This window comes from Streptosporangium pseudovulgare (assembly GCF_014648055.1).
GTDB classification, from domain to species: Bacteria; Actinomycetota; Actinomycetes; order Streptosporangiales; family Streptosporangiaceae; genus Streptosporangium; species Streptosporangium pseudovulgare.
In genome coordinates, this window is sequence record NZ_BMQJ01000031.1 from 35,490 (window position 1) to 58,735 (window position 23,246).

The 23,246-nt window shown below is 73.5% G+C and carries 19 protein-coding genes; 8 read left to right on the forward strand and 11 right to left on the reverse strand.

Features of this window, described 5'->3' with window-relative positions; all coding sequences use genetic code 11:
* Positions 1-33 precede the first annotated feature (33 nt).
* The 3 genes from IEZ10_RS36125 to IEZ10_RS36135 all read left to right on the forward strand — a co-directional run bounded on the left by IEZ10_RS36125 (position 34) and on the right by IEZ10_RS36135 (position 2,366).
* Entirely contained in the window at positions 34-1,359 is a 1,326-nt protein-coding gene (locus IEZ10_RS36125; protein ID WP_229812010.1) for a DUF58 domain-containing protein, read from the forward strand.
* A 101-nt stretch (positions 1,360-1,460) separates the two neighbouring features.
* The gene (locus tag IEZ10_RS36130; protein WP_189251010.1) at positions 1,461-1,991 is read left to right on the forward strand and encodes a hypothetical protein; all 531 of its coding nucleotides are present in this window, start codon (positions 1,461-1,463) and stop codon (positions 1,989-1,991) included.
* A gap of 204 nt (positions 1,992-2,195) precedes the next feature.
* Entirely contained in the window at positions 2,196-2,366 is a 171-nt protein-coding gene (locus tag IEZ10_RS36135) for a hypothetical protein (RefSeq protein ID WP_179817711.1), read from the forward strand.
* Between the two features lie 275 nt (positions 2,367-2,641).
* Here IEZ10_RS36135 and IEZ10_RS36140 read toward each other — a convergent pair whose 3' ends face one another.
* Positions 2,642-5,290 (reverse strand): glycoside hydrolase family 3 protein, encoded by a 2,649-nt coding sequence (locus IEZ10_RS36140; protein WP_189251011.1) that lies wholly within the window; start codon positions 5,288-5,290, stop codon positions 2,642-2,644.
* Between the two features lie 424 nt (positions 5,291-5,714).
* Positions 5,715-6,134, reverse strand: a complete 420-nt coding sequence (locus IEZ10_RS36145; protein WP_189251012.1) for a DUF2795 domain-containing protein — start codon at positions 6,132-6,134, stop codon at positions 5,715-5,717.
* Between the two features lie 261 nt (positions 6,135-6,395).
* Between IEZ10_RS36145 and IEZ10_RS36150 the strand changes: the two genes are divergently transcribed.
* The 3 genes from IEZ10_RS36150 to IEZ10_RS36160 all read left to right on the forward strand — a co-directional run bounded on the left by IEZ10_RS36150 (position 6,396) and on the right by IEZ10_RS36160 (position 9,878).
* Positions 6,396-7,769 carry an NADP-dependent succinic semialdehyde dehydrogenase gene (locus IEZ10_RS36150; protein ID WP_189251013.1) on the forward strand — a complete coding sequence of 458 codons (1,374 nt, stop codon included), beginning with the start codon at positions 6,396-6,398 and terminating at the stop codon, positions 7,767-7,769.
* 510 nt (positions 7,770-8,279) lie between these two features.
* Positions 8,280-8,438, forward strand: a complete 159-nt coding sequence (locus IEZ10_RS36155) for a hypothetical protein (protein WP_189251014.1) — start codon at positions 8,280-8,282, stop codon at positions 8,436-8,438.
* 3 nt (positions 8,439-8,441) lie between these two features.
* The gene (locus tag IEZ10_RS36160; RefSeq protein ID WP_189251015.1) at positions 8,442-9,878 is read left to right on the forward strand and encodes a WS/DGAT/MGAT family O-acyltransferase; all 1,437 of its coding nucleotides are present in this window, start codon (positions 8,442-8,444) and stop codon (positions 9,876-9,878) included.
* Here the strand turns inward: IEZ10_RS36160 and IEZ10_RS36165 are convergent.
* From IEZ10_RS36165 to IEZ10_RS36175, 3 genes are all read right to left on the reverse strand, one after another.
* The gene (locus IEZ10_RS36165; RefSeq protein WP_189251016.1) at positions 9,765-10,292 is read right to left on the reverse strand and encodes an ATP-binding protein; all 528 of its coding nucleotides are present in this window, start codon (positions 10,290-10,292) and stop codon (positions 9,765-9,767) included. The genes IEZ10_RS36160 and IEZ10_RS36165 overlap by 114 nt on opposite strands.
* A 124-nt stretch (positions 10,293-10,416) precedes the next feature.
* Positions 10,417-10,962, reverse strand: a complete 546-nt coding sequence (locus IEZ10_RS36170) for a type 1 glutamine amidotransferase domain-containing protein (protein WP_189251017.1) — start codon at positions 10,960-10,962, stop codon at positions 10,417-10,419.
* A 174-nt stretch (positions 10,963-11,136) separates the two neighbouring features.
* Positions 11,137-11,688 (reverse strand): TetR/AcrR family transcriptional regulator, encoded by a 552-nt coding sequence (locus IEZ10_RS36175; protein ID WP_189251018.1) that lies wholly within the window; start codon positions 11,686-11,688, stop codon positions 11,137-11,139.
* Between the two features lie 114 nt (positions 11,689-11,802).
* On the opposite strand from IEZ10_RS36175, the gene IEZ10_RS36180 reads away from it, so the two are divergent.
* Both IEZ10_RS36180 and IEZ10_RS36185 read left to right on the forward strand, forming a co-directional pair.
* The gene (locus IEZ10_RS36180; RefSeq protein ID WP_189251019.1) at positions 11,803-13,386 is read left to right on the forward strand and encodes an MDR family MFS transporter; all 1,584 of its coding nucleotides are present in this window, start codon (positions 11,803-11,805) and stop codon (positions 13,384-13,386) included.
* A gap of 65 nt (positions 13,387-13,451) precedes the next feature.
* Positions 13,452-14,462 (forward strand): GNAT family N-acetyltransferase, encoded by a 1,011-nt coding sequence (locus IEZ10_RS36185; protein ID WP_189251020.1) that lies wholly within the window; start codon positions 13,452-13,454, stop codon positions 14,460-14,462.
* 90 nt (positions 14,463-14,552) lie between these two features.
* Here the strand turns inward: IEZ10_RS36185 and IEZ10_RS36190 are convergent, their stop codons facing one another.
* The 6 genes from IEZ10_RS36190 to IEZ10_RS36215 all read right to left on the reverse strand — a co-directional run bounded on the left by IEZ10_RS36190 (position 14,553) and on the right by IEZ10_RS36215 (position 22,445).
* Positions 14,553-15,968, reverse strand: coding sequence for an AAA family ATPase (locus tag IEZ10_RS36190; protein ID WP_229812011.1), 1,416 nt, complete (start codon positions 15,966-15,968; stop codon positions 14,553-14,555).
* Positions 15,965-17,434: a hypothetical protein gene (locus tag IEZ10_RS36195; protein ID WP_189251021.1), complete on the reverse strand. Its 1,470-nt coding sequence runs from the start codon at positions 17,432-17,434 to the stop codon at positions 15,965-15,967. Before IEZ10_RS36195 ends, IEZ10_RS36190 begins: the two co-directional genes overlap by 4 nt.
* Positions 17,431-18,534, reverse strand: coding sequence for a hypothetical protein (locus tag IEZ10_RS36200; RefSeq protein WP_229812012.1), 1,104 nt, complete (start codon positions 18,532-18,534; stop codon positions 17,431-17,433). Before IEZ10_RS36200 ends, IEZ10_RS36195 begins: the two co-directional genes overlap by 4 nt.
* Complete coding sequence (locus IEZ10_RS36205) at positions 18,531-19,307, reverse strand: hypothetical protein (protein ID WP_189251022.1); 777 nt, start codon at positions 19,305-19,307, stop codon at positions 18,531-18,533. The genes IEZ10_RS36200 and IEZ10_RS36205 overlap by 4 nt, the downstream gene beginning before the upstream one ends.
* 213 nt (positions 19,308-19,520) lie before the next feature.
* Entirely contained in the window at positions 19,521-20,969 is a 1,449-nt protein-coding gene (gnd, locus tag IEZ10_RS36210) for an NADP-dependent phosphogluconate dehydrogenase (RefSeq protein WP_189251023.1), read from the reverse strand.
* Between the two features lie 111 nt (positions 20,970-21,080).
* Positions 21,081-22,445, reverse strand: a complete 1,365-nt coding sequence (locus IEZ10_RS36215) for a glycosyltransferase family 4 protein (RefSeq protein ID WP_189251033.1) — start codon at positions 22,443-22,445, stop codon at positions 21,081-21,083.
* Positions 22,446-23,246: the final 801 nt, after the last annotated feature.

The window sequence follows — 23,246 nt, forward strand, 5'->3', positions numbered from 1 at the left end:
CCCGCGTGGGCCGCCGCCGTACGGGCCGATTCCGTGGAATCCGATGCCCGCCTGGTCCCCGCGCCGGCGGATCCGGGCGGACCGGCCGCCGGCTGGGCGCCCACCGCGGCGCTGCGCCGCGCCGCCGTGTTCGGCTGCGGCCTGTGCCTGCTCGCGGTCGGGCTCGGCCGGCCGGACCTGCTGGCGATGGCCGTGCCGTTCGCGCTGGGCACCGTCTGGACGCTGCGCGCCCGCCCCGGCGGTCCGCCGCGTGCCGCCCTGCGCCTGGGCGGCGCCGACGTTACCGGCGGCGTCGCCGACGCGGTCGAGGGCGACGCCGTCGAGGCCGCGGTCGCCGTGGAGGCCGAAGGCGCGACGCTGTGCGTGGTCAGCCCCGCCGCCTCTCCCACGCTGGGCCTGGCGGCGGGCCACCACGTCGCGGCGCCGCCCGCCACGGTGGAGATCACCGGTACGGCGCACCGCTGGGGCGTCCACCCGCTGGGGCCGGTGCGGGTCCGCGCGGTCGCCTGCGACGGCCTGCTGGCGTTCCCCGCGCTGACCCTGCCCGCGGCCGACATGCGGGTTCTGCCGCTGGCCGGGCCGTTCACCTCGCGCGCCCCGGTGCCCCGCCCCGGCGGGATGTCGGGCGTGCACCGCTCCCACCGCTTCGGCGAGGGCGGGGAGCTGGCCGGGGTGCGCCCCTACGGGCCCGGCGACCGGCCGCGCCGCATCGACTGGCGGACGACCCTGCGGACCGGCGAGCCGTACGTCGGCGCCACCCGGCCGGAGCGCGACGCCGAGATCGTGCTGCTGCTGGACGTCCTGCACGAGGCGGGCGGCGAGGAGTACGGCGTGCCGAGCGTGCTGGACACCGCCGTCCGGGCCGCCGCCGCGATCGCCGAGCACCACGTCCGGCAGGGCGACCGGGTCTGGCTGATGGAGTTCGGGCCCCGGATGCGGCGGCTGCGCCCCGGCACCGGGCGGCGCCACCACCTGGCCCAGCTCGCCTGGCTGGCCGAGACCAGGCCCATGCCCGAGGGCCGGGAGACGCACGGAGACCGGCCGCCGGTGGCCGGGCTGCCGCCGAACGCCCTGGTCGTCATGCTGACCCCGCTCCTGGACTCCCGCAGCGCCGCCGCCCTGGCCGCGCTGGCCCGCGCCCGCCGCCCCCTGGTCGCGGTGGACACCCTGCCGCCCGGGCTGCGCCGCCGGGCCACGGGAGAGTGGTCGGACGTCGCCGAACGGCTCTGGCGCCTGGAGCGGGAGAACACCGTCGGGCGGCTGCGCGAGGCCGGGGTCCCGGTCGAGGCGTGGCACGGCGCGGGCAGCCTGGACGCGGTCCTGCGGGACGTCGCCCGGATCGCGGCGGCGCGCCGATGAGCGGCCCGCGTCCCGCCGGGCGTCCCGGACCCGGACGGGCGGAACCGCGCTCCGGAGGCCCGGACCGCCGTGCGGCGACGGGTGCGCCGCCCCGGGCGGTGATGGCCGCGCCGCCCCGGGCGATGGCGGCCGCGCTGCCTTCCCTGGTCTGGCGGTTCCTGGTCTGGGCCTGCGGGACGGCGGCGCTGCTCGCGGCGATGCCGCCGGACTACCGCGCCGGGGCCGTGATGCCGCTGTTCGCCGCCCTGCTGGGCCTGCTGGCCGCCGCCGAGCCGGAGGGGGTGTGGGTGCTCGCGCTGGAGGTCACGACGGTCGGGGCCTGGCTGGTGACCACCGTCGCCTACGGCCACGACCCGTCGCCGCTCACGGCCCTGGCCATCGGGTCGGTGCTGTACGTCCACCACGCCATGGCCGCCCTGGCGGCCCACGTACCGGTGCGCGCCCGGCTCCCGGTGCCGCTGCTGACCGCCTGGGCCGGCCGTACCGGGGGAGTACTGGCCGCGTCGGCCGCCGTCTGCGCGGCCCTCGCCGCGCTGGTCGCCCTGCCCGCCGGGCCGTCCCCGGCCGTGGCCGTCGTGCTCGGCGCCGCCGGGGCCCTCGCCGTCGCCTTCGCCCTCACCCGTTCCCCCTGACGCCCCTGCTCCTCGTGCCCCGCTCCGGCCCGGGGCAGGGGAGCCGGGCGGCTCCGCGGCGGTCGCCGTACGCGGGGCACGGGCCCCGGTCCTCAGGGGAAGGCCCCGGACCACGGATCACGAGGTGAGGGGAAACCCTGGCTCGTCCCTGACATCGGCGTCCGGACCCGCCGCGGGCCGGTGTCCCGGCGTAGCGTGGGGGCCATGGGACGAATCCTCCTGATCGTGGCGGCCGTGGTGCTCGCCTTCTTCCTGCTCGGCTCGATCCTGGGCTTCCTCGTCGGACTGGTCAAGTGGGCGCTGATCATCGGCCTGGTGGCCGTGGTGGTCACGTTCGTGACCAGGCTGCTGCGCTCCTCCGGGGCACGGCGCTGATCCGGGTTCCGTTCCGCGGGTCTCCGCCTGACCGGCCGCGGCGGGCGGGACGATCCGCGGAACGGAACCCGGTCTCCGGTCGTGCCCCCGGTCCCCGTTCCCGGCCGGTGGGCCCCCGACGCGGGGCCCACCGGCCGGGCGGAGGCCGCCGGATGAGATCACCGCGGCGCACCACGCCGGCAGGCGAGGTCACCGCGGCGCGGTACGCCGGCTAGGTGAGGTCACCGCGGCGCGGTACGCCGGCTAGGTGAGGTCACCGCGGCGCGGTACGCCGGCTAGGTGAGGTCGCCGCAGGCCACGGCGTCGGCGTCCTCGGCCGCGTGCGGCACCCACCGGACGTTCGCGAACGACGCGGAGAACGCGCCCTCGGTGTAGACGAGGAACGGCGTGTTGACCTTCTCCAGGTCGAGGCCGGCGTCCGCGAAGCACGAGATCGGGATCTTCACCGTCGCCCTGCTCCCGGCGGGAAGCCCGCGGAACAGTGACGTCGCCACCACCTCCGACAGGCACGGGTAGCCGCAGTGGACGCCGATCACCGTCCGCGCGGCCGGGGCCTGGTGGACCACGGTGTCGAAGACCAGCGCCGCGCCGGAGTTCAGGTAGCCCCGCAGGTCCGCGCCGCCCGCCGGGTTCTGCATGTACACCTGGGCCGGCCCGCCGCCGCTCCAGGTGACCTTGAGGGCGTCCTGCTGCACGTTGACGTCGGAGCGCGTCACGCCGATGACCGAGTGCGCCGCCTCGCCGTCCTCGCCGATCTCGGTGCCGCCCCAGTCGTCGCCGGATCCGATGAAGCTCCTGTACGGCGCGACGTCCGTGCGGTTGAAGACCTCCAGATCCTCGGTCGCCTGGCCGCCGCCCTCGTTCGTGCCGCAGCCGGACGGCGGCGAGGTCTCGTCGAGCGTCCCGACCGGCCGGGACCGCCCGTCGCGCAGGCCGTACCCGAGCGGGAAGAGCGGGTCGTAGTCCTTGTCGCCCGCGTTGAGTGGCGTCTGGCAGGCGCTCTTCGGCCAGGAGTACGGCAGCGTGCCGGTGTAGCCGGCGCCGTGCCGGCGTCCCCGTACGAGCAGGTCCGCCACGCCGCCGCCCTCGGTACCCGGCAGCCAGGCGGCGACGAAGGCGTCGGAGCGGTTCAGTTCCTTGTTCATCCACAGGGGACGTCCGCCCACGTACACGGTGGCCACGGGCGCGCCCATGCCGCGGACCCGGTCGAGGACGGCCAGGTCACCGGGGTACAGCCGGGCCGCCTCCAGCGAGCGCCGCCCGAGGTCGCCGACGCCCTCGGCGTACGGCGTCTCGCCGATCACCGCGATGACCGCGTCGTACGCCGACGGGTCGGCGCCCCCGCCGGTCTCGTCGAAGGTGACGTTCGCCGCGCCCAGCGCCTCGCGCAGGCCGCCGAGGATCGTGGTGCCGCTGGGGAAGTCGGCGTTGACGTTGCCGGTGCCCTGCCAGGTGAGGCTCCAGCCGCCGGTCTGGTTCGGCAGGCTGTCGGCGCTCTTGCCGACCACGAGCACCTTCGAGCGGGCCGGGAGGGGCAGCAGCCCGCCGTTGTTCTTGAGCAGGACCTGCGACTCGCGGACCGCCCGCCGGGCCAGCTCACGCGCCTCCAGCGCGGCGGCCGACCCGGCGCGGGCCCGCAGCGACGGCTTGGGCGCGTCGAACACGCCGGCGCGCAGCTTCACCCGCAGGATGCGGGTGACCGCGTCGTCGATCCGCGCCATCGGGATCTCGCCGCTCTCGACCTGCCCGACCGTCGTGGCGATGAACGCCTTCCAGTCGTCGGGCACCATCACCACGTCGACCCCGGCGTTGATCGCCCGCGGGCAGCTGGAGTTGGTGCAGCCCGCGACCTGGCCGATGCCGTTCCAGTCGGAGACGACGACGCCGTCGAAGCCCATCTTCCCCTTGAGGATGTCGGTGAGGACGCGCTTGCTGCCGTGCACCTTGCCCTCGTCGATGCCGAGGTCGGCGTTGGCCCAGCTGTTGAAGGACGCCATCACGGTCTGCGCGCCGGCCGCGAGCGCGCCATAGTAGCCCTGCCCGTGGATGTTGATCATCTCGGCCTCGGAGGAGGGGTTGACCCCCTGGTCGGTGCCCTTGAGGGTGCCGCCGTCACCGATGAAGTGCTTGGCGGTCGCGATGACGCCGTCCGCGCCGATGCCGCGCGGGTGCCCGCCCTGCAGCCCCCGGACGGCCTCGTAGCCGTAGGCGCGGGTGATCCGGGGGTCCTCGGAGAAGCCCTCGTAGGTGCGGCCCCACCGGTCGTCCCGGACGACGGCGAGCGTGGGCGCGAACGCCCAGTCCTGGCCGGTGGCCCGGATCTGCCCGGCCGTGGCCGCGCCGATGTCACGGATCAGGCAGGGGTCGTGCGCCGCGCCCAGGCCGATGTTGTGCGGGAAGATCGTCGCGCCGTGGACGTTGTTGTTGCCGTGGACGGCGTCGATGCCCCAGATGACCGGGATCTTCGTCCGGCTGGTGGTGGACGCCTCCCAGTAGGCGTCGGCCAGGTCGAGCCAGGCGCGCGGCGCGGCGTGCTTGTCGCGGCCGGGCCACGAGCCGCCGCCGTTGAGCACCGAGCCGATGGCGTACTCGCGGACCTCGGCGGGAGTGATCGCGTTGATCTCCGGCTGGGTCATCTGGCCGACCTTCTCGGCCAGGGTCATGCCCGCGACGATCTTCGCGATCCGCTTCTCGTCGGCCGGGTTGCGCCTGATACGGCTCTCCACCCGGGGCCAGTCGGAGAGCGTTTCCAGCCGCTTCTCGGTGCGGGCGCAGCCATGGGCGTCCAGGGCGGGCTTGCCGATCACCGGCCGGTCCTTGCCATGCCCGGCCCGGGCGTCGGCCGCCGGGATCCCCGCCATCCCCGCGGCCAGCAGGGTGAGGGCTGCTATCAGCGCCGATGACCGTTTCCTGTGGCGCGGCATGAGGGGGGAGCGTCGGGCCATGGGGAGTCCGTTCTCGAGGCGCGGGGGTCGCCCGCCCCCTCACGGGGGCGTTGCGCCGATCGTGACGTCCGGCGGCGGCCGGGTCAAGAGGAACGAGAGAGCGCTCTCTCACCCGTCGCCGCACCCGGCTCCATGACCCGGCGGGGCGGTACGGCGCACGAACGGCCCGGGTCTCCGGCGGTACGGCCGCGTCGTGGTTCCGGCTCCGCGCACGCGGGTGATCCGGTTTCCCCCGCCTGTCTGCCGGCCGCCGTACGGTGTCCGGCTCCGCGCACGCGGGTGATCCGGGCCCGGTGCGCGCGGGCGGCCGGGACCCCGGACACGCGGACGGCCCGCGCCCGGCGGCCGTCTCGTCGGGACCGGTGGGCACGGGCCGTCCGCGGGGCGGGCGGCGGGCCGCCGTCTAGAAGCGGTGCTCCTCGCCGCCCAGACCGGCGGCCCTGGCCACGTCACCGATGTTGCGGAACTTCTCCCCGGCGGGCAGGGCCCGCAGCACGGCGACCACGCCGTCGGGGACCGCCTTGGCGTCGGCGTGCGCCAGCAGCGCGTCGCGGTCGGCCGGCCACTCGGCGTCGGTCAGCCACCGCGCCATGTCGCTGCGCCGGTCCACGCCCTCGGCGCTGATCCCCTCGGCGGCGCCGGGCTCGTGCCCCGGCGGGTAGCTCCTGGGCGCGGCGTCGTCGTCGGCGGCCCGGATGCCCTCCGGGTCGGCCCACTCCTCCGCGTGGGTGGGGCCGCCACCGCGGATCGCGCCCTCGCTCTCGTGCTTCTGGTACTCGTCCATCTGCGGACCGTGCTTGGCGCTGCCACGTTCGGCGCTCATCTGCATCCTCCAGTGTGAAGATCCACGAGACGTCCGTCTCGGTCAGGGAAAACGCGGCGCGATGCCGCGGGTCGTTCGGAACGGGGATGTCACGAAAGGGGCCGTACCCGTTACGGCGCTCCCAAACATCGCCGGGCCCCGGTCCGGCCGTCCCGTTTCCCCCGGTCCTGAGCGGATAGGTCTTCCCTGTCCAGTTCCCTGCCCACCATCGCCGACCGCCCGACGTCGCCCGGGACGGCGGCGGCCGAGAAGGAGGTACCGATGCCGATCGCGACGATCAACCCGGCCACGGGCGAGACCCTGAAGACCTTCGAGCCGCTCGGCGACGAGGAGGTGGAGGAGCGCCTCGCGCTCGCCGCCGCCGAGTTCGCCACCTACCGGACGACCGGTTTCAAGCAGCGGTCCGAGTGGATGCGCGCCGCCGCCGACCTCCTCTCGTCCGAGCAGGAGGACGTGGCCCGGCTCATGACCACCGAGATGGGCAAGACGCTGGTCGCCGCCCGCGCCGAGGTGGCCAAGTGCGTCAAGGGGATGCGCTACTACGCCGAGCGCGCCGAGGAGTTCCTGGCCGACGAGCCGGCGGACGCCCCGGCCGTGGGGGCGCGGCGGGCGTACTCGCGCTACCAGCCGCTCGGGCCGGTCCTGGCGGTGATGCCGTGGAACTTCCCCCTGTGGCAGGCGATCCGCTTCGCCGCGCCCGCGCTGATGGCGGGCAACGTGGGGTTGCTCAAGCATGCCTCGAACGTGCCGCAGACCGCCCTCTACCTCGGGGAGCTGTTCGCCAGGGCGGGCTTCCCCCGGGGCTGCTTCCAGACCCTGCTGATCGGTTCCGACCAGGTCGAGCGGGTGCTGCGGGACCGGCGGGTGGCGGCGGCGACCCTGACCGGCTCCGAGCCGGCCGGCCGGTCGGTCGCCTCCGTCGCCGGCGGGGAGATAAAGAAGACCGTCCTGGAACTGGGCGGCTCCGACCCCTACGTCGTGATGCCCTCCGCCGACCTCGACGCCGCCGTGTCCACCGCGATCACCTCGCGGGTGCAGAACAACGGCCAGTCCTGCATCGCGGCCAAGCGGTTCATCGTGCACGCCGACGTCCACGACGCCTTCGCCGAACGCTTCGTGGCGCGGATGGAGGCCCTGCGGGTCGGCGACCCGATGGAGGAGGGGACCGACGTGGGGCCGCTCGCCACCGAGCAGGGCCGTGACGACGTGGAGATGCTGGTGGCCGACGCGGTCGGGCGCGGGGCGCGGGTGCTGTGCGGGGGCTACATCCCCGACCGGCCGGGCTGGTTCTACCAGCCGACGGTGGTCGCCGGCGTCACCCCGGAGATGCGGATGTTCTCCGAGGAGGTGTTCGGCCCGGTGGCGGCGCTGTACCGGGTCGCCGACGTCGACGAGGCGATCGAGCTGGCCAACGTGACCGACTTCGGTCTCGGCGCCAACGCCTGGACCACCGACTCCGCCGAGCAGGACCGTTTCGTCACCGACCTCGCGGCCGGGGCGGTCTTCGTCAACGGCATGGTCACCTCCTACCCGGAGCTGCCCTTCGGCGGCGTCAAGAACTCCGGGTACGGCCGGGAGCTGTCCGCGCACGGCATCCGCGAGTTCTGCAACCTCAAGGCCGTCTGGATCGGCTGACCGCGGCGCCGCGCGGGGGGAGCCGGATCCAGGGTGCGGACCCCGCCGGTGCGGCCGGACGGCCGTTCGCGATCCGCGGCGCCGTGGGAGAAGGGCGGACCGGCCCGCCAGGGGACGAGCCCCAGGGGGTCGAGCGGGCCGGTCCGGGATCGTGGGACGGCCGCGGCGGCGTGCCGCGGCCTTCCGGGAGGACCGCGAGGGACGGCTCGGTGATACGGCCGGCGGTACGGCCGGCACCGAGGGCCGCCATCCCTCGGCATAGATTCTTCCGATATTCACGCTGCTTTTCAGGTATATCGGTCAACAATATTAATTTTCCTGATCACCGAGAGGCGACCGTACCGGCCGCACCGACTGCGCCGGCCGCGCCGGCCGTACCGGCCGCACTGACCGCGCCGGCCGCGCCGCGGGCCCGGAGATGGAACCTCCGGGTGAGAACTCCCTCTCCCGCCCCGGCCCACCCGCCGCGCCGCGGTGTGGCGCCGGGCGGATCCGGGCACGGTTCCGCGGGTGCTGCAGTTGATCAGCGACTTCGTCACCCTCATGGTCGTCTTCGCGCTCGTCTGGCTGGCGCTCCTGCTCGCCTCGGTGGTCCTGCTCGCCGGCCTCGCGGTGCTGGCCCTGGCGACCGTATGGGAGCAGGATGGTGACAGGGGACCAGGGAGGTAGGAGATGCGGCAGCTCAACCCGGTGGACGCGCAGTTCCTGAACTTCGAGACGCCGACGAACGTCGCGAACATCGCCGGCCTGGCCATCCTGGCGGGTGAGCTGACCCGCGCCGACCTGCTCTCCCTGCTCGCCCGGCGGCTCCACCTCGCCCCGCCGTTCCGGCGCAGGCTCGTCACGGTGCCGCTGGGCCTGGACCGCCCCTACTGGGCCGACGACACCCGGGTCGACCTCGACTACCACGTGCGCGAGATCGCGCTGCCCGCGCCGGGCGGCGACGAGCAGCTCGGCGACCAGGTGGCGCGGCTGCACGCCCGCCCGCTGGACCGCGCCCGCCCGCTGTGGGAGATGTACCTCATCCACGGCCTGGCGGGTGGCCGGACGGCCCTGTACATGAAGGTCCACCACGCCGCGATCGACGGCGTCACCGGCGCCGACGTCCTCGCCGCGCTCCTGGACACCTCACCCGATCCCGCCGAGGTCCCGGCGGTGCCCGAGCCGGTGCCGGACGGCGGCGTCGACACCGCGGAGATGATCGCCAGGGGGGTGGCGGGCGTCGTCCTCAACCCGGCGAACACCGTGCGGTTCCTCGTCAACGCGGTCCCGCACCTCGACGAGATCCCCGTGCTGTCCCAGCTGCCGGGGGCCCGGCCGATCTCCCGTGTCACCCGCGACCTGGCCCGCCGCCTGTCCGGGGAGCCCGAGACCCCGGTCATGCCCCGCCTCACCGCCCCCCGCACGCCGTTCAGCGGGCGGATCACCGCGCACCGCAGGTTCGCCTTCACCGCCCTGCCGCTGGCGGACGTCAAGCAGGTCAAGAACGCCTTCGGCGTCACGGTGAACGACGTGGTGATGGCCGTCTGCGCCGGGGCGCTGCGGCAGTGGCTGATCAAGCACGACGCGCTCCCGGACCAGCCGCTGGTGGCCGGGGTGCCGTTCTCGCTGCGGGTCCCCGAGGGCGCCGGCGCCGGCAACCAGGTCACCCTGATGATCACCACGCTCGCCACGCAGGTCGCCGACCCGGTGGAGCGGCTGACGGCCGTGCACGACGCGATGTCCCTGATCAAGGACCGCGCGTCGCTCGCCCCGGCCCGCTGGATCCAGGAGGTCAGCGACATGATGCCGTCGGCGCTGACCGGTCTGGCCGCCCGCGCGGCCTTCAACCTGCTGGCCGGTACCGCGGGCCCGATCAACGTGCTGATCTCCAACGTCCCCGGCCCGCAGCTGCCGCTGTACGTGAGCGGCGTCCGGCTGCTCGCCTACCACCCCGTGTCGGTGATCACCGACGTGAGCGGCGGCCTGAACATCACCGTCTTCTCCTACGACGGCTCACTTGACGTCGGCGTGATCGCCTGCCGGGAGATGGTCCCCGACGTCTGGCTGGTCACCGACTACCTCCGGGATTCCCTGTCCGAGCTCAAGCTCCTCGTCGAGCAGGAGTGAGCGCCCGGGGGCGTCGTCCACGAACCGCAGGGTCTTCTCCAGGCAGACGATCGACCCCCGCTCGGGCCGGGTGACGAACCTGACGTCGTCGGCCAGCGCCTGCATGATGAGCAGCCCGCGGCCGTGCTCGGAGGTGGGGGAGGGGACGCGCGTCATGGAGGAGTCGAAACCGTTGCCCGCGTCCACCACCTTGATGACGCACCTGTCACGGATCAGTTCGGTGCTCACCATGTAGTCGTCGCTCGGCTCGGCGTGCTGTATGACGTTGGAGCACGCCTCCGAGAGCATGAGCTGGATGTCGTCCCGGATCTGCGGCTCCACTCCCAGGGCGCCGAGCGAGGCGTCCAGAAGCTGCCTGATCACCGGGACGCTCGCGGCGTCACGCGGCAGGCGCAGCGAGATCGTGGCCTCCACGGTTCCTCCTTCAACAGATGGCTCTCCAGTGCCCTGCCCTCACTCTGTGGTCTTAACCGGAAAGGGGCGGCGGGCCGCTCCGGACGCGGCCCGCCGGCCTCTCCTGACCGGGTGGCCGGGACGGCTAGGCGGAGAAGACGTCCATCGCGGCCTGGCAGAAGGCCTTGAGATCGTCGGGCTTGCGGCTGGTGACCAGGGTGTTGGGCCCTCCGGTGCACACGACGACCTCCTTGTCCTCCCAGGTGGCCCCCGCGTTGCGCAGGTCCGTCTGGAGGCTGGGCCAGGAGGTGAGCATCCGGCCCCGTACCACGTCGGCCTCGATCATCGTCCAGGGCGCGTGGCAGATCGCCGCCACCGGCTTGCCCGACTCGAAGAACTCCTTGACGAACCGTACGGCCTCCGGGACCGTCCGCAGGAAGTCGGGGTTGGCGACGCCGCCCGGCAGCACCAGCCCGTCGAAGTCGGCGGCCCGGACGTCGCCGGTCGTCCCGTCGACCGGGAACCTGTCGGCCTTGTCGAGGTGGTTGAACGCCTGGACCTCACCCGCCTCGGTGGAGATCAGTTTGGGCGTGCCACCCGCCTGCTCGACCGCCCTCCACGGCTCGGTGAGCTCGACCTGCTCGATGCCCTCCGGGGCGACGAGGAACGCGATCGTCTTGTTGTTGAGCATGGTGCCCCCCTTTGACGTGCTTTCTTGGGCTTCAAGGGGCCCATGCCCCGGTCATGGGTATCCATGCGAGCCGCGGCGGGGCGATGACGGGCGCTCCGAGGCGCTCCGAGGCGCCCGGAGGTGCGCGGGCGACGGACTCGGCGGCGGGTCCGGCGCGGGCTCAGCGTGCCGGGCTCAGTGCCGGACGAGGTCGAGGGCGACATCCAGCGCCGCCGTCCGGCGCTCGTCCTCGGTGAGCGTCTCGTCCCGCAGGACGAACCAGGCCGCGTGCAGGGCGAACAGCGCCATCGCGCTCTTCAGCCGGGTCGCGGGCGGGTCGCCGGGCTCGATGAGGAAGTCGAACAGGCTGAACATCCGCTCGTGCATCTGCTGCATGACCGGGTGGCCCTTGAGCGCGGTCTGGTTGCGCTCGAAGAAACGCATGACCTCCCGGTGCTTGCCCCGGTGCAGGTCCGCGGAGTAGCGGCGGACCAGGTCACGGCGGCTCTCCTCGGTGCGGGGCTGCTTCCCGGCCCAGGCGATCAGCTCCTCCAGCGTGCGGATCCGGTCCTCCACGAGGCTGGTGACGATCTCTTCCTTGCTCTTGAAGTGGTAGTAGAGTGCCGCCTTGGTCACGCCGAGGGCCTCCGCTATCTCCCGGAGAGAGGTGGCCTCGTAGCCCTGCTCGGTGAAGAGCCGGAGGGCGGTCTCCTGGATGCGGGTGCGGGTGTCGGCGTGTTCGCTCATGGTTCCCTTTGCGGCGGAATTGACTTGACGGCCGGTAAGTGATCGTCCTACATTCCCATCATATCCGACACTAGCCGGACGGCAAGTAAGCAAGATCTTTAGGGGGCTGGAGAAATGACGGAGACCACGGTCGCGCCAGGGCGACGGCGCGAGGTGATGGTCGTCTTACCGGGGCTGATGCTCGCCATCATCCTCGCGATGCTCGACAACATGATCGTCGGTACGGCGATGCCCCGCATCGTGGGGGAACTGGGGGGCCTGTCGCACCTGTCGTGGGTGGTCACCGCCTACGTCCTCGGCACGACCGTCTCGACCCCCATCTGGGGGAAGATCGGCGACCTGTACGGCAGGAAGAACATCTTCATCGCCTCCATCGTCATCTTCATGGTCGGCTCGGTGCTGTGCGGCATGGCCGGATCCGACCTGCTGGGCGGCCCCGAGGACGGCATGGCGCAGCTCATCGCCTTCCGCGCGCTCCAGGGCCTCGGCGGCGGCGGCCTCATGGTCAACGCCATGGCCATCGTCGGAGACCTCGTCCCGCCGCGTGAGCGCGGCCAGTACCAGGGCATCATGGCCGGCGTCATGTCGCTGGCCATGATCGCCGGACCGCTCGTCGGCGGCTTCATCACCGACCACCTCGACTGGCGCTGGGCCTTCTACGTCAACCTGCCCGTCGGGTTCGTCGCCCTGGCGCTGCTGATGGTCACGCTGAAGCTGCCCAAGCTGCGCACCGAGCACCGCATCGACTGGCTCGGCGCGGTCCTGCTGTCCATCGGCATCACCGCGCTGGTCCTCATCACCACCTGGGGCGGCAACGACTACGCCTGGGACTCGCCGCAGATCATCGGCCTGGCCGTGACGGCCCTGGTGACCCTGGTGCTGTTCATCCCGGTGGAGCGCCGCGCCGCCGAGCCGATCATGCCGCTCCAGCTGTTCCGCAACCGCAACTTCACGCTGATCTCGCTGATCGGCTTCCTGCTCGGCTTCGCGATGTTCGGCGCCATCACCTTCCTGCCGCTGTTCCAGCAGACGGTCCAGGGCGCCACGGCCACCAACTCCGGCCTGCTCCTGCTGCCGATGATGGCCTCGTCCATGGTGATCTCGCTGTTCGTCGGCCAGGCCATCACCAAGACCGGCAAGTACAAGGTCTACCCGGTCATCGGCGGCGTGATCATGGCGTTCGCGATGTGGCTGCTCTCCCTGATGGACGCGCAGACCCCCACCTGGCAGACCGGCGTGTTCATCGCGGTGCTCGGCCTCGGCATGGGCTTCCTGATGCAGACCACCATGCTGATCGCCCAGAACAGCGTGGAGCAGAAGGACCTGGGCGTCTCCAGCAGCGCCGCGACCTTCTTCCGGTCCATCGGCGGCTCGTTCGGCGTCTCCCTGTTCGGCGCCATCTTCAACCACCACCTGTCCGACAGCCTGACCCAGAAGCTCGGCCCCGCCGGAGCCCAGCTCGCCGGCGGCGGCGGCCGGGCCGACGCCGCCACCCTGGCCCACCTCCCGGCCCAGGTGCGGGTCGGCTTCCTGGACTCGCTGGCCTCCTCGATCGCCGGCGTCTTCTGGTGGGCGATCTTCTTCGCGGTCCTGGTGCCGGTACTGGCCGTCTTCGTCAAGGAGATCCCGCTGCGCGGCGCCCCCGAGCAGGGCGGCCCGGCCGAGGAGACCAAGACCCCGGCCCCCGTCCTGGAGTAGGGACCGGGACGGGCGCCAAGCCACGGCCCAGCCGGAGGCAAGTCGGGCCGGACACACTCGGGGACATGGAAGACACCCTCGAAGCGCCCCCCGTCCACGGGCCCGGCCGCGCCGCCGCGCCCGCCGCGCCGGCCGTCACGGCCGCCGGGTACACCACCCGGCGGCCCACGGCCGACGACGCCGGGGCCGTCCACGAACTGATCTCCCTGTGCGACATCCAGGTGATCGGCAAGGCCGACATGACCCTGGACGACGTCGCCGACCAGCTGAACGACCCCTCCTTCGACCCGGCCGCCGACGGCTGGCTCGTCCACGACCCCTCCGGGCGCCTGGTCGCCTGGGCCTGGGCCTGCCGCAGGGGCGACGGCGGCGCCGTGGAGATCGACGTGGTCGTCCACCCCGCGGCCCCCGAGCTGACCGGCCGCCTGTGGGACACCGTCCTCGACCGCGCCCGCCGCATCGCCGCCGGCCTCGGCCACGACCACGCCGTGACCGACATCGCCATGTACCGCGAGGACAGCGGTAAGCGCGCCCTCGCCACCGCCCGCGGCTTCGCCCACGCCACCAGCTTCATCCGGCTCCGGGCCGACCACGGCCCGTCCCTCGCCCCGCCGGAGCCGCCGCCCGGCGTGACGGTCCACCGGGGCACCACCGAGGAGGTGCGCCGCCAGGCCCACGCCGTCGAGCAGGCCGGATTCGCCCGGCACTTCGGGTTCGCCCCCAAGGACTACGACGAGTGGCACGCCGAGCTCGGCTCCTCCGCCGGCACCGACTGGGCGCAGCTCGCCGTCGCCCGGCTCGACGGCGAGCCGGTGGCGATGCTCCTGGGCACCGACGCCTTCGCCGGCGACGAGAACTGCGGCTATGTCCGCCGGCTCGCCGTACCGCCCGCCTTCCGGGGGCGCGGCCTGGGCCGGTTCATGCTGCGCACCGCCTTCGCCGACGACGTACGGCGCGGCCGGATCGGCACCTACCTCCACGTGGACGCGGGCAACGTCACCCCCGCCCTGGACCTGTACCTGTCGGTGGGCATGCGCCAGGTGCTGGCCATCGACGTCTGGCGGCGGACCCTCTGACCGTCCCCGGGTACGGCACGGTCGCGCCGTACCCGGGAAAGACCGTGTCTCGAAGCGCCCGTGCCCACCCGCGCGCCGTGAGCCGGACCCTCAGTGGTCGGCGGCCACCCGGTGCTTGGCCAGGTGCGCCAGCACCGCCTGGTTGGCCTCCCACCCGTCGGGGAACTTCACCGGCACCCCGAGCTGCACCGGCTCGGCCGACGGGTGGGCGTCCAGCAGTTCGGGGATGCCCGCCCTGGCCACCACCACGCAGGCGTGCCGGTGCCGCGAGGCCAGCACGCACAGCCGCCCCGACTCCAGGTGGAACGCCGTGGCGTCGCGGCGGCCCGACAGCGGGTGCAGCACGATCGTCACGTCGTACTCCCGGCCCTGCAGCCGGTTGGCGGTGTCCACCGTGATCTCCTCGGGCACCCCGGCGGCGCGGATCGCGGCGACCTGGTCGCGGTGCGCCGCGCCGACGGCGATCCGGTCGGCCGTGACCCGGTGGCTGCCCCGCTCCGAGTGCGCCACCGGCGCCCGCTGCAGCAGCCGCACCGCCAGCACCGCCACCGCCCGCACCGCCTCGGCGTCGGTGCGCACCGTGTGGCGGCTCGGCAGCTCGTACAGCGCCCACCCCGAGGCCGCCGCCTCCTCCAGCGCCCGGTCGTAGGAGGTGCGCATGCCGTTCACGGTCAGCTCCAGCGCCCGGTCGGCGTCGCCGGTCCCGGCGCGGAACCCGGTGAACGGGTAGAACGCCTCCGACACCACCGGCGCCGCCGAGGCGGGCAGCCGCCAGGACACCGGCAGCCGGTGCACCGGCAGGTCGGGGTTGTGCCGCAGCAGCACCGAGACCGCGCTCTGCACCGGGTCCCACGACAACCCCGCCCAGCGGTCGCCGTCCACGATCGAGAACGGGTCGAGCTGCCCCGGGTCGCCCACGAACAACGCCCGCTCGAACAGCGAGGCGATGCGCAGCAGCTTGTCCGAGCGCATCTGGTACGCCTCGTCCACGATCGCCCACGGCCAGGTGCGGTCGCCGATCCAGGCCCACTTGTCCGCGGTGGCCACCACCACCGCCGGATCCCCCAGGTCGGGCAGCTTGCCCGCCACCGACACGTTGGGATGGCCCAGGACGCGGCCCGGCGTGACGTAGCCGCTCGCCGACAACCGGCCGATCGTCAGGTCAGGGTGCTCGGTCGCCAGCCGGTCCACCAGGTCGTCGACCTGCTCGTTGGTCTGCGCGACGATCATCAGCGGCTCGCCGGTCTCCGCGATGTGCCCGGCCGCCCGGACCACCAGCGTCGACTTGCCCGCCCCGGGCGGGGAGTCGACCACCACGCCCCGGTGGCGCGGCAGGTCGGCCAGCACCGCCTCGACCACGGCCGCCGCCTCCCGCTGCGGCGACACGACGGGAACCGCGCCGCGCGCCCCGGCCGGGCCGTACGGCAGCGCCTCCGGGCGCGCCTCCGGCACCACCCCGAGCACCCCCGTGCGGCGCGCCCCCGGCGTCCCCCGGTGAACGTTCACGACCATTCCTCCCGCGCGTCGTCGTCATCGGGCACGTACTCCTCCGGCGGGCCGCCGTGGGTCCACGGCGTCCGCTCGGGCTCCGGCAGCGCCGCCGAGGACTGGAAGTCGTCGGTCAGCGTGGTGTAGGTGACCCGCTCGCCCGGCTCGGGCACCGCCCCGGGGGCGGCCACCTTCCCGCGGCCCATCCCCTTGGTCACCTTCAGCGTGATCTCGTCGCCGTCGACCTCCACGACCTCGGCGGCGTGGCCGCGCCGGTCGGGGCTGCCGAGCACGGCGCCGGGCGTCAGCCGCGCCGGGTCGGCGGTGCGGACCGTGACCAGCGGGCGCAGCTTGCGCGAGCGGCCCTCGCCCTCGGTGTTCTCCGGATCGGCGGAGACGACCGTCCCGGTGAACGCCTCACCGGTCAGGCGGTACTCGGCCATCACCAGCGGGTCGTCGTAGGCGCGCTGCACGTCGTAGCTCGCCCGCGCCCGCTCCAGGGCCGCCAGCCGAGCCGCGGCGCCGACCGCGCCGTCCCGGCGCGCCTGCGGAGGCCCGCCCTCGGCGACCAGTTCGAGGAACCGGGTGAACGACCCCCGGTCGGTCTCCCAGCGGCCGGCCACCCGCGAGCCCTCCGGCAGGGCCCGCAGAAGCTCCACCGCCCGCCACATCAGCCGCCAGGTCGGCTCCAGCTGGGTGCGCAGCGCCTGGGCGACGCGCTCCACCGCCCGCGCGGTCGGCGCCTCCTCGTAGGCGCGGACGGCCGGGCCGAGCACCTCGTTGTCGAACCCCGGGTCGGTGGCCGGACCGGCGGGCGGCCACAGCAGCGGGTCCTCCGCCTCCTCGGCGGCCCGCCTGCCGTCCATCCCGGCGGGCGGGTCGATCCACCCCACCAGCGCCGCCAGGTTGGCGTCCTCCAGGGCGCTCTGCCCGGTCGCCCAGTGCGCCGACAACGCCTCCGTCATCGACATCATCAGGCACGACCCCGGCCGCCGTGACCGGTCGGCGAAATACGTCAGCCACCGCCCGAGCAGCGGCACCGACGGATGCACCGGGTAGGGGCCGTCGGCCCGGCGGAACCGGGTGGAGCGGCCCAGCAGCCCGGCGAAGGCCGCCGCCGAGCGGTTCGGCACCAGGATCTGCGGCGCGTCCAGGCACCGCTCGTACGGGTCGCCGCCCCTGCGCTCCACCGTCTCGGTGGTCTTGGCGAACCCCTCGACGTACGGCAGCAGCACCTCGGCCAGCTCCGCGGCGAAGGCGAACCGCAGATCGCGGTTGCGCGGCTGGGGCACCACCAGCAGTCGCGGGTGATCCGGGTCGGCGCCGACCATGGCGCCCAGCGGGGCGAGGGCCTCCCCGGCGAGCTGGAGCGGCACGAACACCATGGGGCGCGGGGCCAGGTGGCAGTGGCGGACCGTGGTGATCCGCTGCGCGGTCCCGTCGCGGACGGCCTTGAGGCGGGCCAGCGCCGTCAGCGTGCTCATCCGAGGCACTCCTCACGCAGGCGGTGGGCCAGGCGGAGCAGCTGGGCGATCTCCTCCTGCCCCTCGGCGGGCTCCGCGGCGCCCTCGGCCAGGGCGAGCGCCTCGTCCACGCCCAGGACGCCGCCGAGCTGGTCGCGCACCTGGCGGCCGAGCTGGTCGGTGGAGCCGCCGCAGCGGGCCTCGTCACGGCAGAACATGCACATGTCGCACGTGGACAGGCAGTCCGGCGCGTACCGGGCAGGGACCTGGCGCAGCGCGCCGGCCACCTCCCGCGCCGGCCGGGTCGGCGTCCCCTCGGAGTCGGGGGCCAGGTCGAAGGTGATTCCCGGGGGCAGCTCCTCGACGAGGTGGTCCACCCGGGTCATCCGGTCGAGCTGCCGCCGGAGCACCGCGAGCTGCCTGCGCACGTCCACCAGCGTCGCGACCGGCCGGTTGGCGAAGTTCTCCGGGCACACCAGCACCACGTCGTGCGACACCCGCTCCGGGTCGTGCCCGAGATCGGCCAGCAGCGCGCGCAGCGCCAGCACGTACACGGCGGCCTGCCGGGCCGCCGCCGCGACCTTCTCCGGCTCGGCCTGGCCGTCGATCACCGCGAACGACTTGATCTCCACGATGTGGAAGCGGCCCCCGACCTGGAAGGCCACCACGTCGGGCTCCAGGTAGGAGGTCTGACCGGCGATGCGGAGGCTGAGCAGCGGATGGTCGTAGAAGACCGCCGCGTCGTCGCCCTCGCGCGCCGCCCGGTCGATCAGGGCGCGCGTGTGGGAGTGACGCAGGTGGGAGCCGACGCTCTCCACGTCCTGGTAGCCCACCTGCGCGATCGGCAGCCCGAGCAGCTCGCGCAGCAGCCGCAGCAGTTCGGCGCAGCCGTTCTCCTTCACCAGCGCCTCGAAGACGTTCCCGCGGGTGATCGCGAACTGCGACTGGCCGAACGGGGCCGGGAAACCGACGTGCCGCGCCGTGAGGTCCTTGTCCACCCCGGCGGCGTCCAGCACCGCCCGGCGGGCGCAGCCGGGGTTCGCGGCCAGCGCCGCGATGGCCCTGGCGTCGTGGGCGCGGGGCGGCACCGGCCCGCGCAGCTCGTCCAGCCTGCCCCTCAACAGGCCGCCCCCCTCAACGCGCCCAGCGCGGCGGCGCCGAACAGGCGCTCCACGTCCGGCAGCAGCCTGCCCGCCCGCGCCGCCACCTCTGCCCGCTGCGCCGCGTCGGCCGCCCGGTGCACCTCCAGCTCGGCCCGCGCGGCGCGGATCGCGGTCACCGGGTCGGCGGGCGCGAAGCCCTCGGCTGCGCCGGGGATGTTCTGCGCCATCCGCGTCAGCAGCCGCACCGCGCCGGGCGGCGGCTCGGGCAGCCGGGCCAGGTGCTCGGCGACGCGCACCGCGGAGGTCAGGAAGTCGACGCGCGGGCTCAGCGGCCCCAGCACCCGCAGCTCCGGCGCCCACGTGCTGACCGCGAGCAGCCCGCGCGCGGGGGAGAGGCGGTCGGTCAGCGCCGAGCACAGGTAGTACGGCCGCGCGTACGGGTCGCTCCGGAACGAGCGCTCCTCGTCCCGCCGCAGGCTGGTGAACTGGGAGCCGCGCAGCGCGCGGGAGAAGAACGCGTCGTTGACCGCGACGATCAGCTTGGGGGCGGCGGGCACGCCCAGCAGGGCCAGGGCCTGGTGCACCTGCTCCCGGATGGGCAGCAGCGGTGCCTCCGGCTCGGGGGCCGGGAGCTCCTCGGCGCCGACGGCCCGGTCCCACTCGTGCTCCATCCGGCGCAGCTCGCCGCGCAGCGACCGGGCCAGGGAGTGCTCCCTGGCCTTGACCGCGCGGCGGACCTCGGCGCGAAGGTCGGCGATCCGCCGTTCCAACGCGTCCAATGATTCACTCACGGCACGGAGCGTAACAGGAGTTCCACCAGTCTCCTGGGAATTCCAGCGAATTCCAGTCTTCGGGTCGTGCCGTCCGGTGTCCGCTCTTCGGGTCGTGCCGTCCGGTGTCCGCTCTTCGGGCCGTGTCGCCCGGTGTCCGCCGTGGGAGCGGGCGTCCCTCACCCGTGCGGTGAGCCGTCCGGCCTCACCCGGAGACGCCCGTCCCCGCCGCGGTCAGACCTCGATCTCCGTACGGTCGCCGGACCACAGTGTGTGGAAGGTCCCCTCCCGATCGGACCGCTGGTAGGTGTGCGCGCCGAAGAAGTCGCGCAGCCCCTGGACGAGCGCCGCGGGCAGCCGGCCCGCCCGCAGCGAGTCGTAGTAGGCCAGCGCCGTCGAGAAACCGGGCGCCGGGACGCCCGCCCCGGCCGCCGTCGCCACCACCCGCCGCCACGACTCCTGCGCCAGGCCCAGCGCCTCGGCGAACAGCGGCGCCGTCAGCAGCGTCACCGGAGGGCTCTCCTGCTCGTACGCCTCGCGGATGCGGTCGAGGAAGACCGCCCGGATGATGCACCCGCCGCGCCAGATCGTGGCCAGCGCGCCCGGATCGACGTCCCAGCCGTACTCGGCGCTGCCGGCCCGGATCTGGTCGAACCCCTGCGCGTAGGCGATGATCTTCGACGCGTACAGCGCCCGCCGTACGTCCTCCACGAACTCCGCGCGGCCCTCACGGTCCCCGGCCGGCGGGGCCTGCGGCGCGCCCTCCGGGCCGGGCAGGTCCCGCGCGGCCCGCCGCAGCTCCGTGTGGCCGGACACCGACCGGGCGAACACCGCCTCGGCGATGCCGCTCACCGGGACGCCCAGCTCCAGCGCGTTCTGGACGGTCCAGCGGCCGGTGCCCTTCTGCTCGGCCCGGTCGGCGATCACGTCCACCAGCGGCCGGCCGGTGGCGGCGTCCACCTGCCGCAGCACCTCCGCCGTGATCTCGATGAGGTAGGACGACAGCTCGCCCCGGTTCCACTCCTCGAAGACGTCGGCGATCTCGGCCGGGCTCATCCCGAGGACCTGCCGCAGCAGGTCGTACGCCTCGGCGATGAGCTGCATGTCGGCGTACTCGATGCCGTTGTGGACCATCTTGACGAAGTGCCCCGCGCCGTCCGGCCCGATGTGCGTGCAGCAGGACACGCCGTCCACCTTGGCGGCGATGTCCTCCAGCAGCGGGCCCAGCGCCTCGTAGGACTCCTTGGATCCGCCCGGCATGATGCTCGGCCCGAGCAGCGCGCCCTCCTCTCCGCCGGACACACCCGTGCCGACGAAGTGGATCCCCCGCTCCCGCAGCGCCGCCTCCCGCCGCCGGGTGTCCAGGAAATGGGCGTTCCCGCCGTCCACCAGCATGTCGCCCGGCTCCAGGAGCGGGGCGAACTCCTCGATCACCGCGTCGGTCGGCGCGCCCGCCTTCACCATGATGAGGACGCGCCGGGGCCGTTCCAGCGCCGCGACCAGCTCCTCCGGGGTGTCACAGGCGACGAACTCGCCCTCGTGGCCGTACTCCTTCAGCAGGGCGTCGGTCCGGTACCGCGACCGGTTGTGCACGGCCACCGTGTGCCCGTGCCGGGCCAGGTTCCGCGCGAGGTTGGCCCCCATCACGGCCAGACCGGTGACTCCGATACGCGCCTTCGTCATCTTCAACTCCCGATCATGGGCTTTCTCTCACGATTTCATGGGCCCATGTCCGGAAAATGCCGGGGTCCCCCGAAGCGCCGCCGAGGAGAGCGCCGAGGGGGCCCCTCGGGACTACGAAGCGATCGGGTACGGCGTGCGGTCGGCCTCACCGCCGGCCTCGCCGCGGACCTCGTCGCGGATCTCATCCCGGGGCTCGTCCCGGGTCTCGTCGCGGACCGGGAGCGTCTCGACGCCGCCGCGCGCCGTACGCTGAAGATCGTCGAGCAGCGCGTCCCACCTGGCCCCGACCGCGTCGAGGGAGTACGCGGGCACCGTACGCAGGGCGTTCCGGCCGAGGGTACGGCGCAGCCCGGGATCCTCGATCAGCCGCGAGATGGCCTCGGCCAGGAGCGCAGGCTTCTGCGGGCGCACCAGCAGCCCGTTGTGCCCGTGGGTGATGATCTCCCTGGGACCGTGCGGGCAGTCGAAGCTCACCACGGGCACGCCCTTGCTCATCGCCTCCAGGATCGTCATGCCGAACCCCTCGTAGCGGGAGCTGACGACGTACATCGACGACCTGGACAGCTCGGCGCCGATCTCGCTCGAACTGCCCATGAGTAGCACCCTGCCCGTCAGACCGGCCTTCTCGATCCTGGCGCGGAGCCGCTCCTCGGCCTTCTGCGTGCCGCCTCCGTAGATGCGCAGCACCCAGTCCGGGTGCGCCTCCGCGACCGGCGCCCACGCCTTGACGAGGCGGTCGAAGCCCTTGGCGTGCACCAGCCTGCCGATGGCGGCCACGCTCTTCTCCTCCAGGGGCGAGACGTCGCCGGCCAGCTCGGGGACCGCGTTCGGAATGCACAGCAGGCGGGCCGGAGGGTCGTGCCGCAACGTCCTGGCGTAGTGCTCACGGTCGGCCTCGGTGAGGGTGACGAACGCGTCGAACCTGCCGTACCGCCGTTTGATGAGCCGCCGCATCTCGGGGGCGTGGACCTCCAGCGCCACATGCTCCTGGCCGATCGTCAGCACCCCCGGCGGCGCGAACAGCGCGGTGATCAGGTTGAATCCCGGCCGGGTGGAGATGACCACGCCGGTCCGCATGGACCGCAGGCAGGCCACCAGGCGGAGGTCGGTCCACAGTGAGACGGACCCGTGCACGTTCTCCTGCTTCGGCACCAGGACGCTCGGGAAGCGCGACAGCAGGCGGGCGGCCGGGCCGCGCGGCCGCGTCCGGTCGTCCAGGAACGTCACCCGCACCCCCGGCGGGATCGGGAAGAACGGATGCTCGGCCGCGCGGACCACGCTGACGATCTCCACGTCGCGTTCCCGGGCGAGGTAGCCTGCCAGGTTCAGCACCGTCCGGATGGTGCCGCCCATGCCGTAGGCGTGCTGGAGCAGGATCCGGACCGTTCCGGTGTCGGCCGCCGGCGCGCGCCGCGCGCGCCTCCTGTTGGCCGTCTCCAGCAGGCGTACCCCCGCACGCCTGGCCGCCACGCGCATTCTCCCCGTCACCTGTGTGTCCCCCCGTGTAGAAGTGGCTCGTGTGGAAGCTCACGCGGAGGTGAGCGTTCTTACGGCCTTGAGAACCGTTCCGCGTGTCTCCTGGTTGCCCGGGAACGCGAAGAACATTCCTGGACGGGTGGCGGAGCCACGGCTTCGTCCCCGCGGGGACAGGGGCCTCTCCGTCCCTGCTCCGCCGCGGGTCCGTTCCTGCTTCGCCGCCGGGCGGCGGGGCGGCCCTCGCGTAGGGCTCCCATCGCCGGTACGGGAACGGGCCGGAGGGGTACGGCATTCGTGCCGGGGCGCGTGTTCTGCCCGGGCGGGCGCTCTCCGGTGGAGGCGGAGATCCGGGAACAAACCCGGCGATCCGCTTGTTCTTCTAATAGCACCGGTGTCGGGTCCCCGCTCCGGGTCCACGGAGGGTGGGACCGGGTGCCGGTGGGAGGCGTCGGAAGGCGCCCTTTCCCCGGCCGGAGGGCCGGCGGACCGGCGAGGGCCGCGAGCGCGCGGTCGATTTGACGATGCGGCTCGGTGTTCATAAAGTTCACCAGGCCTGGGGGAGACGGCGGAGCCGCCGTGATCTCAGAGCCACCCCACTGACTTGATCCACCTGTTGGGATCTCTGTGTCCCGGCGGCGTTCGATTCGACGCGAATCGAACGAGGGAGTAAGTTAGAGGGGTTGTCCCGGAAACGGGCGCCCGAATTCCCTTCGGGTCGGCGAAATCGATGAAAGTCGCTCCGAAAGAGCGGTTTGACACGAAAAAGCCGGTCTGAAAGAATAAAGGCACAACGAAACGAAC

What these genes read in the sequence shown, in the direction of transcription:
- IEZ10_RS36130 (WP_189251010.1), top strand. Translation starts at nt 1,461, where the DNA reads ATGGCCGCGCCGCCCCGGGCGATGGCGGCCGCGCTGCCTTCCCTGGTC.
- IEZ10_RS36135 (WP_179817711.1), top strand. Translation starts at nt 2,196, where the DNA reads ATGGGACGAATCCTCCTGATCGTGGCGGCCGTGGTGCTCGCCTTCTTC.
- IEZ10_RS36140 (WP_189251011.1), bottom strand. Translation starts at nt 5,290, where the DNA reads ATGCCGCGCCACAGGAAACGGTCATCGGCGCTGATAGCAGCCCTCACC.
- IEZ10_RS36145 (WP_189251012.1), bottom strand. Translation starts at nt 6,134, where the DNA reads ATGAGCGCCGAACGTGGCAGCGCCAAGCACGGTCCGCAGATGGACGAG.
- IEZ10_RS36150 (WP_189251013.1), top strand. Translation starts at nt 6,396, where the DNA reads ATGCCGATCGCGACGATCAACCCGGCCACGGGCGAGACCCTGAAGACC.
- IEZ10_RS36160 (WP_189251015.1), top strand. Translation starts at nt 8,442, where the DNA reads ATGCGGCAGCTCAACCCGGTGGACGCGCAGTTCCTGAACTTCGAGACG.
- IEZ10_RS36170 (WP_189251017.1), bottom strand. Translation starts at nt 10,962, where the DNA reads ATGCTCAACAACAAGACGATCGCGTTCCTCGTCGCCCCGGAGGGCATC.
- IEZ10_RS36175 (WP_189251018.1), bottom strand. Translation starts at nt 11,688, where the DNA reads ATGAGCGAACACGCCGACACCCGCACCCGCATCCAGGAGACCGCCCTC.
- IEZ10_RS36180 (WP_189251019.1), top strand. Translation starts at nt 11,803, where the DNA reads ATGACGGAGACCACGGTCGCGCCAGGGCGACGGCGCGAGGTGATGGTC.
- IEZ10_RS36185 (WP_189251020.1), top strand. Translation starts at nt 13,452, where the DNA reads ATGGAAGACACCCTCGAAGCGCCCCCCGTCCACGGGCCCGGCCGCGCC.
- IEZ10_RS36195 (WP_189251021.1), bottom strand. Translation starts at nt 17,434, where the DNA reads ATGAGCACGCTGACGGCGCTGGCCCGCCTCAAGGCCGTCCGCGACGGG.
- gnd (WP_189251023.1), bottom strand. Translation starts at nt 20,969, where the DNA reads ATGACGAAGGCGCGTATCGGAGTCACCGGTCTGGCCGTGATGGGGGCC.
- IEZ10_RS36215 (WP_189251033.1), bottom strand. Translation starts at nt 22,445, where the DNA reads ATGCGCGTGGCGGCCAGGCGTGCGGGGGTACGCCTGCTGGAGACGGCC.